This window comes from Candidatus Dormiibacterota bacterium (assembly GCA_036495095.1).
In the GTDB taxonomy this organism is placed as follows: Bacteria; Chloroflexota; Dormibacteria; order Aeolococcales; family Aeolococcaceae; genus CF-96.
Genome location: DASXNK010000080.1, coordinates 1 through 15,473, shown reverse-complemented (window position 1 = coordinate 15,473; position 15,473 = coordinate 1). Strand labels below are relative to the sequence as shown.

Below are 15,473 nucleotides of genomic sequence, written 5' to 3'. Positions count from 1 at the left end.
TCGGACGATTCTACGGAGGCGGGCGGTCCGCGGCGGCGCCGGGATGCCGGCCGAGGCCGCCGGAGGCCGGTGCTATCATCCCGGCAGCGCCCGCGGCCCCGTGGTGTAGCCTGGCCTAACACGCCACCCTGTCAAGGTGGAGATCGTCGGTTCGAATCCGATCGGGGTCGCCAGCGGCGCTCCCCGGGAGAATCCCGGCGCGGGGCGCGGAGATCACAGCCGGCGCCGGTAGTCCTCAGCGGTGATGCGGCCCGCCCAGAGGTCCTGGATCAGCCGCCAGGTCTGCAGCGTGCGCGCGCCGAGGTGCTGGACCCACGCCTCGTCCGGCGTCCCCTGCTTGGCGCCGAGGGTCTGCAGGTCCTCGAGCAGCCCCTCGGCCACCAGCTCGCGGACCGGTCTGCTGCCGGCGAGAAGCTGCCGCTCGATGGCGTCGAAGAGCGCCCTGAGCTCGGTGTCCGCGAGGTCGCTGCGGTTCTCGACCAGCCACCGGGCGAGGTTCGCGGTCACGGCGAACGGGCGCTCCGTCATGTCCCGCACCTCGGCCGGGGTGGACGACCGCAGGGGAGCGATCGAGCCGGCGATGCGCTCCAGCGCCTCGGACTGCTCACTCATGGACTCCAGTGTCACCGATCACCGCCCGGGCCGTGTGCGCCGTCCCGAGCGGTAGCCTGGATCACCCATGTCACAGCTGCCGCGCACCGTCGTCCTGGTCAGCAATCCGCACGCCGGGAGGTCGGCGCGGCTGCTCGGCACCGCCCGGGACGCCCTCGTCCGCAACGGGCTGGAGATCGTCGAGGAGGTGGACATCCGCGAGCTGGGCAGGGTCGAGGGGTGGGCGGCGCGGCCCGAGCCCGAGCGGCCGCTGATCGTCGCCGCCGGGGGCGACGGCACCGTGGGAGCGGTGGTCGGCTGCGTCGCCGACACCGGCGCGGTGCTGGGCATCCTCCCCCTGGGGACGTCGAACGACGTCGCCCGCAGCCTCTGCATCCCCGCCCGGGTCGAGGACGCGGTGCGCGTGCTCGTCGACGGCAAGGTGGCCACCATCGACGTCGGCCAGTTCGTGACCCCCGGAGCTCCCGCCCGCCACTTCGTCCACGCCGCCGCCATGGGCATCGACGTCGAGTTCGCCAAGCTGGCGACCCGGCCGACGATCCGGCGGCGCCTCCGCCATCTCACCTACGCGGTGGCCGCGCTGGTCGCGCTGCGGCACCGCAACCCCTTCACCTGCACGCTCCACCTCGACGGCCGGCAGGTCGAGACCACCGTCATCCATCTCTCCGTGGTCAACGCGCCGATCTTCGGCGGCTGGCTGCGGCTGGCCCTCCCCGGATCGGACCTCGACGACCGGCGCCTCGACGTCCTCGCCGTCGAGGACATGCCGCTGCACCGCCTGATCGCCGCGGCGGTGTCGGTGGTGTTCCGCCCCCACCGGCTGCCCCGTGGCCTCCTCCTCGAGCACACCGGCGGCCTGCGCGTCCACAGCGACACCCTCCAGGGGGTCATCCTCGACGGCGAGCTCGCCGGCAACATCCCCGGGGACTTCCTGCTCGCCGCCGAGGGGCTGCGGGTGGCGGTGGCCCAGAGCTTCGTCGACGTCGAGCATGCGTAGGCCGGCGGCGGTGGCGGCGCTGGCCGCCACCCTCAGGGCAGGGTGTCGAGCAGGGCGGTGAACTCCCCCGGCGGATGGAGCTCGGCCCGGTCGGTGCGCCGCACCACCGGCAGGTCGACGAAGCCCCCGTTGCGCCACCACAGCAGCCCCGGTGAGATCGCCCCCGGCCCGCGCTGATGGAAGTCGGCGGCGAAGGGGATCATCGCGCCCACCGCGCCCAGCGCTCCGGAGGCGCTGCGCAGCAGGTGGACGCCGACCAGGTGCCGGTTGGGGATCGCCAGCAGCGCTCCCGCGGGCGGCAGGTCGTGCATCAGGGTGGGCAGGTGGAGCACGTGCGACGCGGTGTAGAACGACTCGCCGTGGAGCACCGTGAAGCCCGCGGCGTCGGGGTCGCCGACCTCCTCGCGCTCCGGCACCGGCTCGGCCCAGGTGCCCTCGACCGCCGCCGAGAACGCCTCGTCCTCGGAGACGTCCCAGCCCTGCAGAGTTTCGGACGACACCGACTGGATCGCTCGCGGGTAGTCGAGCACCAGCACCACCGCCACCGACTCGGTCAGTGGCCGTCGCAGCGCCTCGCCGAGGTTGGTGTCGGAGCCGTAGAGGCGGACGCGGAGCATCGCCCTCGCGCTGGCGAAATCGGGAGGAAGCGGCAGCTCGCGCAGCGGCATCGAGTCGAAGTGGGCGCGCACCAGCTCGGGCCACTCGCCGGAGGGATGCTGCGCGCAGACCTGCGCGAGGTTGTCGAGGCCCAGCACCAGCGGGCCCGAGGCACGGTCGATGACGACGACGGAGCCCTCCATGCGCGGCAGGTGGCCGCGGCCGCGCAGGTCGCCGGTCACACAGCTGAGCAGCAGCCGCTGCTGGTCGGCCTCGAGGATGCGCTGCCAGTACCCGGGCTCGGACGCCGGCGGCGCCTCGCGCTCGGGCTCTGGTTCGGGCTCGGGCGGCGGCTCCCGGCGCCGGCGGAAGAGGGGCATCGCCCGCCAGTATGAGGCCGCGCACCGCGGCGGCCGCCGAATCAGCCTGGGGCGGCGACGCCGCTGTCGACGGGGAGGCCGGCCCCGATCCGGTCCCCCCTGCCCTCGGCGTGCTCGGGGACGCCCCGGGAGGGTGCTCGCGCGCGTGGTGGGCGGGGGGAAGCGCCTCCACCGGGACGACGTCTCCACGGTCGCTCCTCGCCCTGAGCCGGGTTTGCGACCGATGGTGTTCATGACCGTCTCCGGTGATGATCCGGCCGATGCCCGCCGCCGGCGTGGACCATGCTATCGATGCGTGCTCATGCACAAGATGTGGACGCACGCGATGCTGTGGTAGCGTGCCGCCGATGAGGGACGACGACGGAGTCGCCGCCTGGGCGGCGCTGCTGCGCTGTCACGCGGCGCTGGTGGGGCGCCTCGAGCTCGAGCTGCAGTCGGAGCGCGGGCTCTCGCTGGCGTGGTACGACGTGCTCCTGGCGCTGAGCTCCGCCCCGGAGCGGCGGCTGCGGATGAGCGAGCTGGGCGAGCGGGTCGTGGTCAGCCGCACCCGGGTGAGCCGGATCGTCGACGAGATGGTCGAGGCGGGGCTGGTGGAGCGGGAGCCGGACCCGGCGGATCGGCGGTCGTGGTTCGCGACCATCACCCGTGACGGTCGCGCCGCCCTGCGCCGGGCCGCTCCGGTGCACCTGCGCGGCATCGCGTCGTACTTCTCCGGGCATCTCAGCGCCGAGGAGACCCGGGTGGTGCGCGGTGCCCTGGAGAGGGTGCTGGAGGAGCTGCCCGGGGCCCCGCGGAGGGTGGCCCCGGGGCGATAGGACCGCCGGGGCATCCGCCGAGCCGGCACCGGCGGTCACAGCGCCGGTGTGGACGCGATCTGCGCCCCTGGAAGCGAGCGGCGCCATGGCGGCGCCACCGGCCTTCCCGGCCCTAGTCGTTCGGACGATGGGTCCGGACGCCGTGGCGGCCATGTTGTCGCAGGTGCTGGCGAGCAGCCGGTTGCCGCGGTGGAGGTGGTGCCAGGCTCGCCGAGCCGGTCGCGTTCGAGCCGAGTCGTTGAAGACCCGACACGTCGACCTGACCGTAGGCAAGCGCGCCCACGACCGCCAATGCCAGGACGACGACGAGCCATCCCGATCCGGAGTGCGCGTTCTCGAGTCTCCACTTCTCGTCCTTCCGCGACGGATTTGGCGGCGGGAGCTGAACGCCCCTGTCCACGTTCGCATGCGCCTTCAAGGTCATCCCGTACCGGCCGGTCCAGGGGGCGTCCTCCCCGGGCGAGAGTCGTTTCGTCTTGGCCGACGTCATCCTCCCGATGAGGATCAGAGCGATGACGGCAAGGAAGATGAGGGCGACAGCGATGCGGCCGTCACCGACCTGCACCGCCGTGTCGCCAAGGATTCGGGGTATCCCGCTTCGCATCGCTCGGTTGCCCGGTTGGAGGCGTCGACTCCGCTGGGTCGCTGACGTCCAGGTGCGTGGGAGGGGGCTGTGACGTTCGGGTGCGTCAGCAGGACGTCCGGAGAACGTCCGGGAGCGTACCGGCTCGGTCTGACTGCATCAGGCACAGAGTGGGTTGACGCACGTCAACCACCCCGGCAGCGGCGCACGCGCTGGCCGCTACGAGGCGCTGGGATGGTGCCGCCCCGCGGAGCCGAACCCGGATGGACGGCGGGCGCTCCCGCGGTCACCCCCCGCCGGGGATGAGCCATCCGACCGTCTCCAGGAGGGAGGCTGCCGGCGCGGGGAGGTGGGGCTCGATCAGCCCGGGTCGGTGGCTGCCGGTCCCCGCGGTGGGCGGCGGCGGAGCGGGCACTCCGAGGGCGGCCGTGGCCGGCACGGTGGGCCGGTCGGGGCGGTGCGCCGGGGCGGACGCGGTGTGCGGTGACGCCGGGGCGTCCAGCACCGGCGGGTTCGCCGCCCGCACCGGGCCCGGCGCCGGCGCGCCCGAGGTCGCGGAGCCGTAGGGCAGGCCGTCGAAGGGCTCGGAGGCGGCGGCGAGGTGGTCGGGCGGAATCACCGCGAGGGTGACCGCGCTGGTCGCGGCCGCGACCAGGCAGAGCGTCGCCACCATGCACAGCGGGCGCCGCATCACCAGCGGCAGCGCCCAGGACGTGACCGCATCGAACCGCATCGCGCACTCCTCCGGTTCCCGGACCGACGGGCCGGTGCAGCCCGACCCCGCGCCATGCTGGGCGCGGCGCCGAGGGGCGCTTCACACTTTCGTGCGCAATCTGGGATCGTGGTCCGCCGGGCTACACGAACAGCTGCAGGAGAGCGTGGTCCGGCCGGCTCGGGTCCACCCGGCGGAGCTGCAGCGTGTACCGGCCCGGGCCGGCGCTCAGCACCATCCAGGTGTCGCCGTGCACGACCCGGCTGCGTCCGTCGGGTCCGGTGAGCGTTCCCTCGATGCCCGGGTTGTTCCAGTGGGCGCACAGCGTCCCCCCGCTCCCCACCTGGACGGTGAGGTGCCAGGAGGCGGCGTCCGGCACCGCACCGGTGTCGCCGTCGTAGGCGGCGTTCGAGCACCTGCCCGCCTGGCCGCTGCCCTGGCTGCAGCCACCGGACTGCGACCCGTCGCAGGCGCCGGAGGACGCGGCGGCGGCCCACGGCCACCACGCCGCCAGGTCCCGGGTCGAGGGGGATGGCGACGCCGGGCCCGGCGGGGCGGCGGCCGCGGTCGAGGTCCGGGCGGCGGCGCCCTGGGAGCGGGCCGCTCCGGGCGCGCCGCCGGGCGGGTGCGCGGCCGTCGATCCGGGCGGCGGCGGCTGCGGTCCGGTGGCCGGGGGGAGGGCGGCGACCACCGGGCTCGAGTCCGCCACCGGCTCCGGGGCGCCGGCGGCCGCGGGGCCGGGCGGCCCCTGCGGCGAGGCCGGGAACACGGTCATCGGCGGCGCCGCCCGGGCCCGGGGGTCGTCGCCGCCGCCGTGGGGGGAGATGGCGCCGCGGAGGAGCACACAGAGGACGACGGCGACCGCCGCGGCGAGCACCGCCACGACCGCGCGGCGGCGCTCCCACGGCCAGGTCGCGGGCCAGGGCGGCGGAGGTGGCTCCGGCACCGGCGGGGCGGCGTCCTCCACCGCGGCCAGAACGACGACCGGAGCGGGCGGCGGGGCCGGCGGCTCGGGGGCGGGCGGCGCGGCGCCGTCCGGTGCGGCGACGTTCGCGGGCGGCGGCGGCACCAGGGCGGGATGGACGGGGGCGCCGGCGAGCTCGCTGATGTCCACCCGGAGGACGGCGGCCAGCTCGGACAGGACCGACAGCCGGTCGGGGGTGAGGAGACCGCGCTCCACCTTGTAGAGCCAGCTCGGCGACTTGCCGATGAGGCCGGACAGCTGAGCTCGCGACATGCCGGCCCGGACCCGGTAGCGCATGATCCGCTGGCCGATCGGCAGCTGCTCGCTCGGGTGGTCCGCCATCGCCGTCTCTCCCTTCTCGGTGGCCCACCCTTCAACGTCCGAGCAGTCGCGAAACCTACGACTCGTACGGGGGAGGAGCTCGACCGGGCGGCGCCTCAGCCGGTTCCCAGCACCCGGGTCAGCCGCTGGTGGAGGTCGAGGAGCTGGTGATGCGCCGCCCGCAGCCCCTCGGTGCCCGCCGCGGTCAGCCCGGCCATCATCTCGTCGACCAGCGAGGCCAGGTCGGTGGCCGGCGACACCGCGGCCGCCGCCGGGGTGGCGGCGCGCGCCGCCCGGTCGGTGGCCCGCGCGGAGAGCTTCTCGGCGTGGATCCGCTCCCAGAGCCGCGACTGCTCGTCGGGGCGGTCCTGGAGGCGGAGCAGGGCACGGGCGTGCTTGCCGGTGAGGTCGCCGGCGCGGACGTCCTCGCGCATCGCCTCGGGCAGCCGGGTCACCTTGAGCAGGTTGTGGACGTGCTGGCGGGAGAGGCCGACGAGCTCGCCCACCTCCTGCCACGACCCGAGGTGGTAGGTGACCCGCAGCCGCTTCAGCGCCAGGGCACGGTCGACGGCGTTGAGCTCCTCGCGCTGGACGTTCTCGATCAGCGCCTCGAGGTAGGCGCGCTCGTCGTCCCTCTCCACGATGATCGCGGGGATGTCGCGCAGGCCGGCCATGCGCGCCGCCCGCCACCGCCGTTCGCCGGCGATGATCCGGTACACCTCACCCTGCTGCCGGGCGCGGATCGGCTGCAGCACGCCGTGGGTGCGGATGCTCTGGGCGAGCTCCGCGAGCGCCCGCTCCCCCATGCGCCGCCGCGGCTGGTCGGAGCGGGGGCGCAGCAGCGCGAGCGGGATCCGGCGGAGCTGCTCTCGCTCCGGCGGTGCGACAGCAGACCGCGCGAGGTCTCGCTCCTGCACGCCGTCCATTGGTGTCGCACCATAGGTCCGCCGGCGAGCCGCGCTTCACACTTTCGGGCCAGACCTGGCGGGGCACGAGAGCGGGGGCCGGCGCGGTGCCGGCCCCCGCCCCGCGCTGCGGAAAGGGGCTGGGTCGGGGTGGCGGGTCAGCCGCCGGGGGCGCCGTTCGCGGGCGGCGCGGGCATCTGGCCCGAGTTCTCCTGGGCCTCACGCGCCGCGCTCTCGCCGGCCTCGTGGGTGGGATCCTCGTTGGAGTGGAAGGTGCCGCTCGGCGCGGTGCCGCTCGGCGCGGTGCCACTCGACGAGCTGCCGCTCGGCGCGGGGGTGGCGGTGCTGGTGCTCGCGGTGGCCGCGTGCGAGACCACGTAGCCGCCGAGCACGCCGCCGGTCATGAGGCCGATGGCGGTCACCGCCGCGGCGCCGCGACGGCCGAGGCCGAAGAGGGTGGGGCGGGCGGGCTGCGCCGGCGGGGTGTACTCGAGGTCGTCCATGCAGGTGTCTCCTGGTGTTCTCGCCGGGCGCGTCCCGGCCATGACCTCACTCTGCGGGCCGTCGCTCAGACCATCCCGGCAATCGGCTGGGAGATTCCTGGGAGAACGTGTCCTCGCAGCGCTGCCGCAGACCTCCGCATCGCGTTCACATCCTCTGCACATCCCGGCCCGAGCCTGGAGATGCCGGAATCAGCCGGCTCGAGGAGAACCGAGATGCAACGCAGATCACCCCTGGCGATCGGATGGGCGCTGGCGACGATCGCCGGCGCCGCGGCGGTGGGGATCACCACCCAGCGACCCGGATTCGTGGTCATCACCTTCCTCGGCGGCCTCTGGCTGCCGCGGCTGCTCGGCTTCGGCTGGGGAGGTCATCACCACCACGGCCCCTGGCACGGCTGTCGCGGCGGCGCTGAGGTGGCGGCGCCGCGCACCGAGGAGACGGTGTCGGCGTGACCGCCGGGACAGCGCCGTGCACCCGTCTACGATCTCCGCCGTGAAGACCGTCCTGGTGGTCGACGACGAGCCCGAGATCGTCCGGCTGGTGCGCGACTATCTCGAGCACGGCGGGTTCGCCGTGATCACCGCATCGGACGGTCGGGGCGCCCTCGACGCCGCGCGCCGGCGGCGCCCCGACCTCGTCATCCTCGACCTCGGGCTGCCCGGGCTCGACGGCCTCGACGTCACCCGGGCGCTCCGCCGCGACGGCGCCGTCCCCATCGTCATGCTCTCCGCCCGCGGCGACGAGAGCGACAAGCTGGTCGGGCTCGAGCTCGGCGCCGACGACTACGTCACCAAGCCCTTCAGCCCCAAGGAGCTGGTCGCCCGGGTGCGGGCGGTGCTGCGCCGCGCCGAGGCCGCCGCCGACCGCAGCGACCTGGTCCGGGTCGGCGACGGGCTCGTCCTCGACGCCGCCCGGATGGAGACCAGCGCGGCGGGCCGCCGGGTCGAGCTCACCCCCACCGAGTTCGAGCTGCTGATCACCATGGCTCGCCAGCCGGGTCGCGTCTTCACCCGGGCCCAGCTGCTCGACGCGGTGCGCGGCGCGGCCGTCGAGTCCTACGAGCGGGCGATCGACGCCCACGTGAAGAACATCCGCCGGAAGATCGAGCCCGACCCGCGCGCGCCGCGGTTCCTGCAGACCGTGTTCGGCGTCGGCTACCGCGTCGCGGACCCCGGCTGATGCCCGGCGGCCACGGTCCCTGGAGGTGGGACGGGCGCCGCCGTCCGCCCTGGTGGCCCGAGGGCGAGCCCTGGCCGCCGCACGGAGGCGCCGGCTGGAAGGGTCCCGGTGCCCACCGGATGCTGCGCCGTGCCGGCTGCGCCATCACCCTGGTGCTCGCCCTGCTCGGCATCGCCGGCGCCGGCGCGGTGTGGCTGCTGGCGAGCGCGCTGGGGATCGTGGCCACCGGCACCTTCGCCCGGCTGGTGTCGGTCGCCGGGCTGCTCCTCGGAGCGCTGGCGCTGGTGGCCGCGGTCGCCGCCGGGCGGCGCCTCGCCGCTCCCGCCGAGCGGCTGGTGGACGCGGCCGGCCGCATCGAGGCGGGCGACCTCAGCGTGCGCGTCCCGGTGCGCGGACCCGCCGGGCTGCGCAGCCTGGCGCGTGCCTTCAACTCGATGAGCGGCCGCCTGGAGGCCACCGAGGCGCGGCGCCGGTCGGTGGTCGCCGAGGTCGCCCATGAGCTGCGCACCCCGCTCTCGATCATCCGCGGCCAGGCCGAGGCGGTCACCGACGGCGTCTACACGCCCGGTCCCGAGCGGATGATCCCGATCCTCGACGCGGTGCGCAGCCTCGAGGTGCTGGTCGACGACCTCACCACCCTGGGCCTCGCCGAGGCGGGCGCGCTGCGGTTGCGGCGCGAGCCCGTGGATCTCGCCGTGCTCGTCCACGACACCCTCGAGGCGCAGCGTGCCGCCGCCGCCACCGCCGGGGTCACCCTGAGCGCCGACCTCAGCGGCGCGCCGGCGGCGCTGGAGGCCGACCCGGCGCGGCTCCGCGGAGTTCTGTCCAACCTGGTCGGCAACGCGCTCCGCCACAGCTCGCCGGGCGGGTCGGTGCGGGTGGTGGCACGGCCCGCGGCCGCGCCGCCCGGGGTCGAGCTGAGCGTCGTCGACGACGGCGAGGGCATCCCCGCAGAGCTGCTCCCCCACGTGCTCGAGCGCTTCGTGAAGGGCGACGGATCGCCCGGCTCGGGGCTGGGCCTGGCCATCGTCCGGGACGTCGTCGAGGCGCACGGCGGCAGCGTCGACGTCGCCAGCGTGCCCGGCGAGGGCACCACCGTCACCCTGTTCCTGCCCTGATCAGCGCCAGCGGATCTGCACCGAGCTCCGCCAGCTCTCCAGCAGCCCGGCGTCGCCGAGCACCTCGATGGCGCCGGCGTCACGCCGGTTCCAGAGCAGGAGGTGGAGGTCCGAGGCGGCGCCGCGGAGGATGCAGCCGGCCTCGCCGGCCTCGCGGACGCCACGGGTTCCATCCGGCCCGATCAGCACCCGCCAGCGGGAGTCGGAGTCGGTCGGGACGATCGCCAGCGTGCGCGGCTGCTCCGAGCGCAGCCGGCCGCCGGGACGGCTGACGAACCCCATCACCAGCTCGTCGATGCCGTCGGCGGCGACCTCCGGATCGAACGGCGTGACCCGCCCCACCGCGCTCTCGGCGTCGACCCGGTGGATGGCGGTCTCGTGGGCCTGGCGCCGCGCCCAGAAGGCCAGCGGCGAGGGCGCGGGAAGGAAGCTGTAGCAGGCGAGGTCCGGCGGGGCCTGCTCGAGGGCGGTGGCGAGCCGGGCACAGCCCTCGCCGAACCACTCGACCAGCTCGGCGTCGCCCGGCCAGGCGGCGACCACCGCGTCGAGGTCGGCGATGCGCCGGGCCCGGCCCTCGGCGACGTGCGCCGCCGCCCAGCGGTGCACCCCGCCGGCGTGGCGCACCAGGTCGCGCACCCGCCACTCGGGACAGGTCGGCACCGGGGCGTCGGGCCCGGCGGCGGCCGCCGCGACGGCGAGGAGGTCGCCATCGCGGCGGAGGACGGCGATGTGCTCCGAGATCTCCATGGGCACGGAGTCTGACGTCGCCGCTCGCTCCTGCGCCTGAGGGCTACCCCGCCGCCAGCCGCTGGCGCATCGCGTCGGCCATCGCGGCGAGCCCGGACAGGGGCCGGAGCATCACCGTCAGCTCGGCGACCAGCCCCTCGTGGTCGAGCCGGAGGATGTCGACCCCCTGCAGCTTCCGGTCGCCGACGCGGGCCTCGAACACCAGCACCCGGTGGTCGCCCTCGCCGATCTGGGCGGTGTAGCGGAAGTCCTGGAACACGTCGATGGCCGCGGCCAGCACGGTGGCGACGGCGTCGCGGCCGCGGTACGGGGAGAAGACCGCCGGGCTGCTGAACACGGTGTCGGCGCTGAGGCTGTCGCGCACCGCCCCGGGGTCGCCGGACTCGACCGCGGCCTGGAAGAGGCACGGCTGCATCGCGGTCAGCAGCTCACCGGACGGGCATGGGCGAGGTCGAGGGCGTTGAGCACGTCGCGGGCGACCACCGGGTCGAAGGCCATGGCGCCGTGGTCGGACGGGTCGTTCGGGCACTGGTCCTGGACCACGATGTTGGTGACCCCCGGGGTGTCGAGCACGCCGCTGGTGTAGGGCACCACCGCCTCGTCGTGGCTGGTCATGAGGTTGGTGTAGGTGACCCCGGGAGCGGTGGGGCCGCCGGCCGCGCTCAGCCTCGCCAGGAAGTCGGAGCCGGTGAGGAACTCCGGGCACGAGCCGCAGAGCAGGCCGACCGCCGCCCCCGACACCCCGGAGAGGCCGAGCGACCGTCCCAGCCCGTCGAGGGTCGCCAGCCCGAGCAGGTTGGTGCCGTGCCACAGCGGGGTGATGCCGACGTAGTGCGCCACCCGCGCCGCCCCGCCGAGGAAGCGCACGTACCAGTCGGGCATCAGGCTGCCCTCGGAGTGGCCGACGATGTCCACCCGCGCGCTCCCGGTGCTGCCGAGGACCCGGTCGACGAAGGTGGCCAGCTCCTGCGCGCTCCGCTCCATCGGCACCATCCCGCCCCGCTGGTCGAAGGGGGGGACGGGGAGCCGCGGATCGACCCCGTAGGTGAGGGCGAAGACGCAGTAGCCCTGGGCGGCGAGCAGCGGCGACATGTAGCTCCAGTTCTCGCCCATGTTCGAGGTGAGCCCGTGGACCAGGACCACCGGCCGGGGATGGGCGGGGCCGGGCCGGCAGCTCCAGTCGTTGGCGCCGGGGGGTGAGCCCGCCCCCGGCTGCGGCGGCGGGGCGCTCACCGTGGCCGCCACCGGGGTGATCCCGGCGCCGAGGCAGGCGGCGGCCGCCGCGATCGCGAGGAGCCTGCGGGGCAGGTGCATGACCGGGCCTCCTGGTTGTGGCAGGGATGTCGACCGTCCGCCCCCGGGAGCATCATCGCGGTGGGTGAGGGTGGCGTGCATGTCCGATCTCTTCGACCTGGGGGATTGCCTCCTACCCCTCCTGCCGGGGGCGGAAGTAGTGGCCCTTGTCGAGGTCGTCGACGAGCCCGGGGTGGGCCGGGTGCCACCCCAGCAGGTCGCGGGTCAGCGTGCTCGAAGCCGGGCTGTCGACCGCGAGGACGCCGGCCAGCCAGCCGAAGTGCTCGCCGGCGTCGTCGGGAGAGACGGCGACCACGGGCAGGTCCAGATGCCGTCCGATGACCTCGGCGATGGCGCGGATCGGCACGCCCTCGTCGGCGACCGCGTGCAGCACCGATCCCGCCGGAGTCCGCTCCAGCGCCAGCCGGAAGAGGTGCGCGGCATCGAACCGGTGCACGGCGGGCCAGCGGTTGGACCCGTCGCCGATGTGGCCGGAGACGCCCCGGTCGCGGGCGATGCCGACCAGCCTCGCCATGAAGCCGTGATCCCCCTCGCCGTGCACCGTCGGCGGGAGTCGCACGACCGAGGCGCGGACCCCGCGGGAGGCGAGGGAGAGCGTCATCTGCGCGGTGGCCATCCGGGTCTCCGCACCGCCGAACCGAGCTGCCTCCGCGCCGGGATCACGCCCGTCCCGTTCGGTCGCCGCCCGCCCCGGTGCGAGCCCGAGCGTCCCGGAGGCGATGAGCAACGGTCGATCGGAGCCCTCGAGCGCCTCGCCGAAGGTCTCGACGGCGTGGCGATCCGCGTCGGCGGCGCCCTGGAAGTCCCCGGAGAAGGCGATGTCGTGCTTGAACGCGAGGTGGATGACGCCATCCGACGCCGCGGCTGCGCCGCGCAGGCCGTCGAGGTCGTCGAGGGTGCCGCGCTGCACGTCGGCCCCCGCCGCGATGAGAGCCGCGGCCGAGGCATCCGAGCGGGCCAGCCCGGTGACCTGATGGCCGGCGGCGATCAGCTCGGGCACGACGGCGGAGCCGATCCAGCCGGACGCGCCGGTCACGAACACGCGCATGAGAGAACCTCCAGGCGGTCGATGTCCGCGCGGCACGCGGCCTGGCGGATCGATCGATGTCAGTTGCTGCCATCGCAGCATACCACCGATGTCAGCCGCTGCCATCAACTACCATCGGGGCGTGGGTCGATGGGAACCGGACGCGCGTGGCCGGCTGGAGCAGGCAGCCCTCGCCCTCTACGGCGAGCGCGGCTTCGAGCAGACCACGGTGGCGGAGATCGCCAGGCGGGCGGGGCTCACGGAGCGAACCTTCTTCCGGTACTTCGCCGACAAGCGTGAGGTCCTGTTCTGGGGCGCGGGCCAGCTGCAGGAGTTCCTGGTGACCACGGTCGCCGGCGCGCCCGACTCCGCGACGCCGATCGACGCCGTCGCCGCCGCCCTGGAGGCTGCCGGAGCGGTGCTCCAGGAGCGCCGGGACCACGCCCGGCAGCGCCACGCGGTCATCGCCGCCAACGCCGAGCTGCGAGAGCGTGAGCTGATCAAGCTCGCATCGCTGGCCGCGGCGCTCGCCGGCGCGCTCCGCCGGCGCGGCGCCGGCGAGCCGGCCGCGAGCCTGGCCGCCGAGGCCGGGATCGCCGTCTTCCGGATCGCGTTCGAACGCTGGATCGACGAGACCGGCCGGCGAGACCTGCCCCAGCTGGTCCGAGACTCGATGGACGAGCTGAAGGCGGTGACCGCGGGCCGGTGATCCCTAGCCGACGTACCCGAGGACGAAGAGCACGCCCACGAGCAGGACGGCGGTGCCGCCGATGCGGTGGAGCCAGGTCAGCTCGCGCCTGGTGCCGTCGCGGGCGACCAGGTCGAGCAGCGAGAGCACCAGGCCGGGGAGGGCGAGCAGCACGAAGCAGTCGGCGATGAGCTGGCGCGGGTCGTGGAGATGGCTGGTGACCAGGGTGCCGAACGCCTTGCCGAAGAAGAGCATCAGCACCGTCTTGAGGATGCCGCGGGGGATCACCGCGTAGACGCCCGGCCAGTTCGGGAACCGGCTCTCGAAGATGCTCAGCACCTGCGGCACCACGAAGAGCACCGCGCCCACGTAGAGCTGCCACCGCGACCCGATGAAGGGGATGGCGACGAGCAGGAACAGGCCGGTGCGCACCGCGGTGGCGCCCAGCCGCTGCAGCGGGCTGGCGAACGGCACCTTCGCCGGCAGCACCTGGGCGAGCCGCTGCGGATAGAGCCGGGTCACCAGGCTCTCGGCCAGGAACCGGCCGGTGAGGGCGGCGAGCACCACCAGGGCGAGGGCCCCGGTCTGGGAGGAGACCGGGAGGGCGTGGCCGGCCAGCCCGGGGAGGGCCGAGGCCAGCTTCTGCACCGCCCAGGCGCCGACCAGGGAGGCGATGACGAGGTCGGCGAGCCGGTCCCAGCGCTCGGCCCCGGTCTCGCCGGGAGGGCGGCGCAGCGGGCGGGCGGCGCTGGCGATCAGCGGGGCGGCGAACCAGAGGCCGCCGAGCCCGAGCAGGACCCGGAGGTCGTCGGCGGTGGCGAGGCCGCCGCTGAGGACGACGCCGGCCCCGAACACGAGGGCGGCGGCGATGCCCGCCATCGCGTCGACGACGCTGAGGGCGCAGATCGCGGCCAGCAGCGGAAGCTGCGGGGGCAGGGCGTGGCCGCCGGTGTCGTGGAGCGCGAGGGCGCCGAGCACGACCCCGAGCGCGGGGGCGAGCAGGGAGAGCGAACCGAGCATCGCCCGCAGGTGCGCGCCGTCGACGAGGAGGCGGGCCAGCAGCGGTGACCGGGGGGCGACCCGGGCGGGGAGGGCGAGGCTGAGGCCGTCGAGCAGCGCGGTCCCCGGCCAGCGCCAGGTGAGCGACTGGTCGCCGGGGGCGGTCCGGTCGCCCGCGTACTTGGCGTGCTTGACCTTGCCCGAGGCGATCGATCCCGACCTGCGGCCGCCGCCGGCCGCGGCCGGACGCAGCGCCATCCCGGCGCCGGCGAGGCCGCCGCCGCCGACGATGCTGAGCAGGGCGAAGGCGGTGACCTGGAGGTTGACGATCGCGGGGGCGTGGGCGGCGACGTCGTAGGCGAGCGGTCCCGCCGGTGGCCTGGAGGAGGGCGGCGGCGCCGCCGGCGGAGGAGTGGCCACGGAGGCCAGCGGCAGCGCGGTGGGCTCGGGGGTGGCGGTCGGGGTCGGCGCGGGCGTGGGCGTGGCGGTCGGGGTCGGCGCCGGGGTCGCGGTGTGGGCGGCGGTGGGCTTCGGGGTGGGGTGGGGCGTGGGCGTGGTGGCGGGTGTCGGGGTGGCCGTGGGCGTGGGGACCGGCGTCGGCGTGGGGGTGGGAGCGGCGGTGACGTCGACCGCCTGGCTGTCGGTCCCCGCAGGGGGTTGGTTTCCGGGCTGGTTGATCTGGAGGCACGGCGCGGGGTTGTTGCAGACCGCGAGGGTGTAGCTGCCAGGCGGCGTCGACGGGGGCACAGTGACCACGCCGGTGGCGTTTCCGGAGGGATCGTGGGTGAGCTCCGGCGTCAACTGCACCGGGGTGCCGGCGCCGATCCACAGCGCGACGGAAACCGTGAACGGGCTGGGGGAATCCAGGCCTCCGATGGCGCTGACGTCCAGGGTTCCGCCTGCGACGACCTGGTGTGATGTGGCGGACACCGTGGCGGCGAACACCGGCACCGCCCACAGCGCGGCCGTGCACGCGATCGCCATTGCCAGCAGGGCACGCAGCAGCCTCGT

18 protein-coding genes and 1 tRNA gene are annotated in these 15,473 nt (G+C 75.1%); 7 read left to right on the top strand and 12 right to left on the bottom strand.

All coding sequences use genetic code 11. The annotated features are described in order from the left end of the window. Positions 1–94 precede the first annotated feature (94 nt). Positions 95–173, top strand: a tRNA-Asp gene (locus VGL20_08190). 40 nt (positions 174–213) lie between these two features. Here the strand turns inward: VGL20_08190 and VGL20_08185 are convergent. Further along, the gene (locus VGL20_08185) at positions 214–612 is read right to left on the bottom strand and encodes a hypothetical protein (GenBank protein ID HEY2703653.1); all 399 of its coding nucleotides are present in this window, start codon (positions 610–612) and stop codon (positions 214–216) included. Between the two features lie 67 nt (positions 613–679). Here VGL20_08185 and VGL20_08180 point away from each other — a divergent pair, with 67 nt between their 5' ends. Then, on the top strand, positions 680–1,609 hold the full coding sequence (locus tag VGL20_08180) for a diacylglycerol kinase family protein (protein HEY2703652.1): 930 nt from the start codon (positions 680–682) through the stop codon (positions 1,607–1,609). Between the two features lie 32 nt (positions 1,610–1,641). Here the strand turns inward: VGL20_08180 and VGL20_08175 are convergent, their stop codons facing one another. Next, the gene (locus tag VGL20_08175) at positions 1,642–2,586 is read right to left on the bottom strand and encodes a hypothetical protein (protein HEY2703651.1); all 945 of its coding nucleotides are present in this window, start codon (positions 2,584–2,586) and stop codon (positions 1,642–1,644) included. Positions 2,587–2,933: 347 nt separating this feature from the next. On the opposite strand from VGL20_08175, the gene VGL20_08170 reads away from it, so the two are divergent. Continuing rightward, positions 2,934–3,401, top strand: a complete 468-nt coding sequence (locus tag VGL20_08170; GenBank protein ID HEY2703650.1) for a MarR family transcriptional regulator — start codon at positions 2,934–2,936, stop codon at positions 3,399–3,401. 112 nt (positions 3,402–3,513) lie between these two features. Here the strand turns inward: VGL20_08170 and VGL20_08165 are convergent, their stop codons facing one another. The 5 genes from VGL20_08165 to VGL20_08145 all read right to left on the bottom strand — a co-directional run bounded on the left by VGL20_08165 (position 3,514) and on the right by VGL20_08145 (position 7,389). Further along, the gene (locus tag VGL20_08165; protein ID HEY2703649.1) at positions 3,514–3,966 is read right to left on the bottom strand and encodes a hypothetical protein; all 453 of its coding nucleotides are present in this window, start codon (positions 3,964–3,966) and stop codon (positions 3,514–3,516) included. Positions 3,967–4,270: 304 nt separating this feature from the next. Continuing rightward, the gene (locus VGL20_08160) at positions 4,271–4,717 is read right to left on the bottom strand and encodes a hypothetical protein (protein HEY2703648.1); all 447 of its coding nucleotides are present in this window, start codon (positions 4,715–4,717) and stop codon (positions 4,271–4,273) included. A 121-nt stretch (positions 4,718–4,838) separates the two neighbouring features. Then, positions 4,839–6,002 (bottom strand): helix-turn-helix transcriptional regulator, encoded by a 1,164-nt coding sequence (locus VGL20_08155; protein HEY2703647.1) that lies wholly within the window; start codon positions 6,000–6,002, stop codon positions 4,839–4,841. A 95-nt stretch (positions 6,003–6,097) separates the two neighbouring features. Further along, entirely contained in the window at positions 6,098–6,907 is an 810-nt protein-coding gene (locus VGL20_08150; GenBank protein HEY2703646.1) for a ParB/RepB/Spo0J family partition protein, read from the bottom strand. Positions 6,908–7,044: 137 nt separating this feature from the next. Further along, positions 7,045–7,389 carry a hypothetical protein gene (locus tag VGL20_08145; protein ID HEY2703645.1) on the bottom strand — a complete coding sequence of 115 codons (345 nt, stop codon included), beginning with the start codon at positions 7,387–7,389 and terminating at the stop codon, positions 7,045–7,047. A 213-nt stretch (positions 7,390–7,602) separates the two neighbouring features. Between VGL20_08145 and VGL20_08140 the strand changes: the two genes are divergently transcribed. The 3 genes from VGL20_08140 to VGL20_08130 are packed head-to-tail and all read left to right on the top strand — an operon-like array spanning position 7,603 to position 9,687. Next, positions 7,603–7,842, top strand: coding sequence for a hypothetical protein (locus tag VGL20_08140; protein HEY2703644.1), 240 nt, complete (start codon positions 7,603–7,605; stop codon positions 7,840–7,842). A gap of 40 nt (positions 7,843–7,882) precedes the next feature. Continuing rightward, positions 7,883–8,569: a response regulator transcription factor gene (locus VGL20_08135; protein HEY2703643.1), complete on the top strand. Its 687-nt coding sequence runs from the start codon at positions 7,883–7,885 to the stop codon at positions 8,567–8,569. Then, a complete protein-coding gene (locus VGL20_08130; protein HEY2703642.1) occupies positions 8,569–9,687 on the top strand; it encodes an ATP-binding protein in 1,119 nt (372 codons plus the stop codon). Before VGL20_08135 ends, VGL20_08130 begins: the two co-directional genes overlap by 1 nt. On the opposite strand, the gene VGL20_08125 is transcribed toward VGL20_08130, so the two are convergent. The 4 genes from VGL20_08125 to VGL20_08110 form a co-directional block, all read right to left on the bottom strand. Continuing rightward, the gene (locus VGL20_08125; GenBank protein HEY2703641.1) at positions 9,688–10,434 is read right to left on the bottom strand and encodes a maleylpyruvate isomerase family mycothiol-dependent enzyme; all 747 of its coding nucleotides are present in this window, start codon (positions 10,432–10,434) and stop codon (positions 9,688–9,690) included. A 43-nt stretch (positions 10,435–10,477) separates the two neighbouring features. Then, positions 10,478–10,849 carry a nuclear transport factor 2 family protein gene (locus VGL20_08120; GenBank protein ID HEY2703640.1) on the bottom strand — a complete coding sequence of 124 codons (372 nt, stop codon included), beginning with the start codon at positions 10,847–10,849 and terminating at the stop codon, positions 10,478–10,480. A 5-nt stretch (positions 10,850–10,854) separates the two neighbouring features. Next, the gene (locus tag VGL20_08115) at positions 10,855–11,748 is read right to left on the bottom strand and encodes a lipase (protein HEY2703639.1); all 894 of its coding nucleotides are present in this window, start codon (positions 11,746–11,748) and stop codon (positions 10,855–10,857) included. A gap of 112 nt (positions 11,749–11,860) precedes the next feature. Continuing rightward, positions 11,861–12,796: an SDR family oxidoreductase gene (locus tag VGL20_08110; protein HEY2703638.1), complete on the bottom strand. Its 936-nt coding sequence runs from the start codon at positions 12,794–12,796 to the stop codon at positions 11,861–11,863. Between the two features lie 121 nt (positions 12,797–12,917). Between VGL20_08110 and VGL20_08105 the strand changes: the two genes are divergently transcribed. Next, entirely contained in the window at positions 12,918–13,484 is a 567-nt protein-coding gene (locus VGL20_08105) for a TetR family transcriptional regulator (GenBank protein ID HEY2703637.1), read from the top strand. A 3-nt stretch (positions 13,485–13,487) separates the two neighbouring features. Here the strand turns inward: VGL20_08105 and VGL20_08100 are convergent. Continuing rightward, positions 13,488–15,473: hypothetical protein (locus VGL20_08100; protein ID HEY2703636.1), on the bottom strand; the 1,986-nt coding region annotated here is incomplete at its 5' end.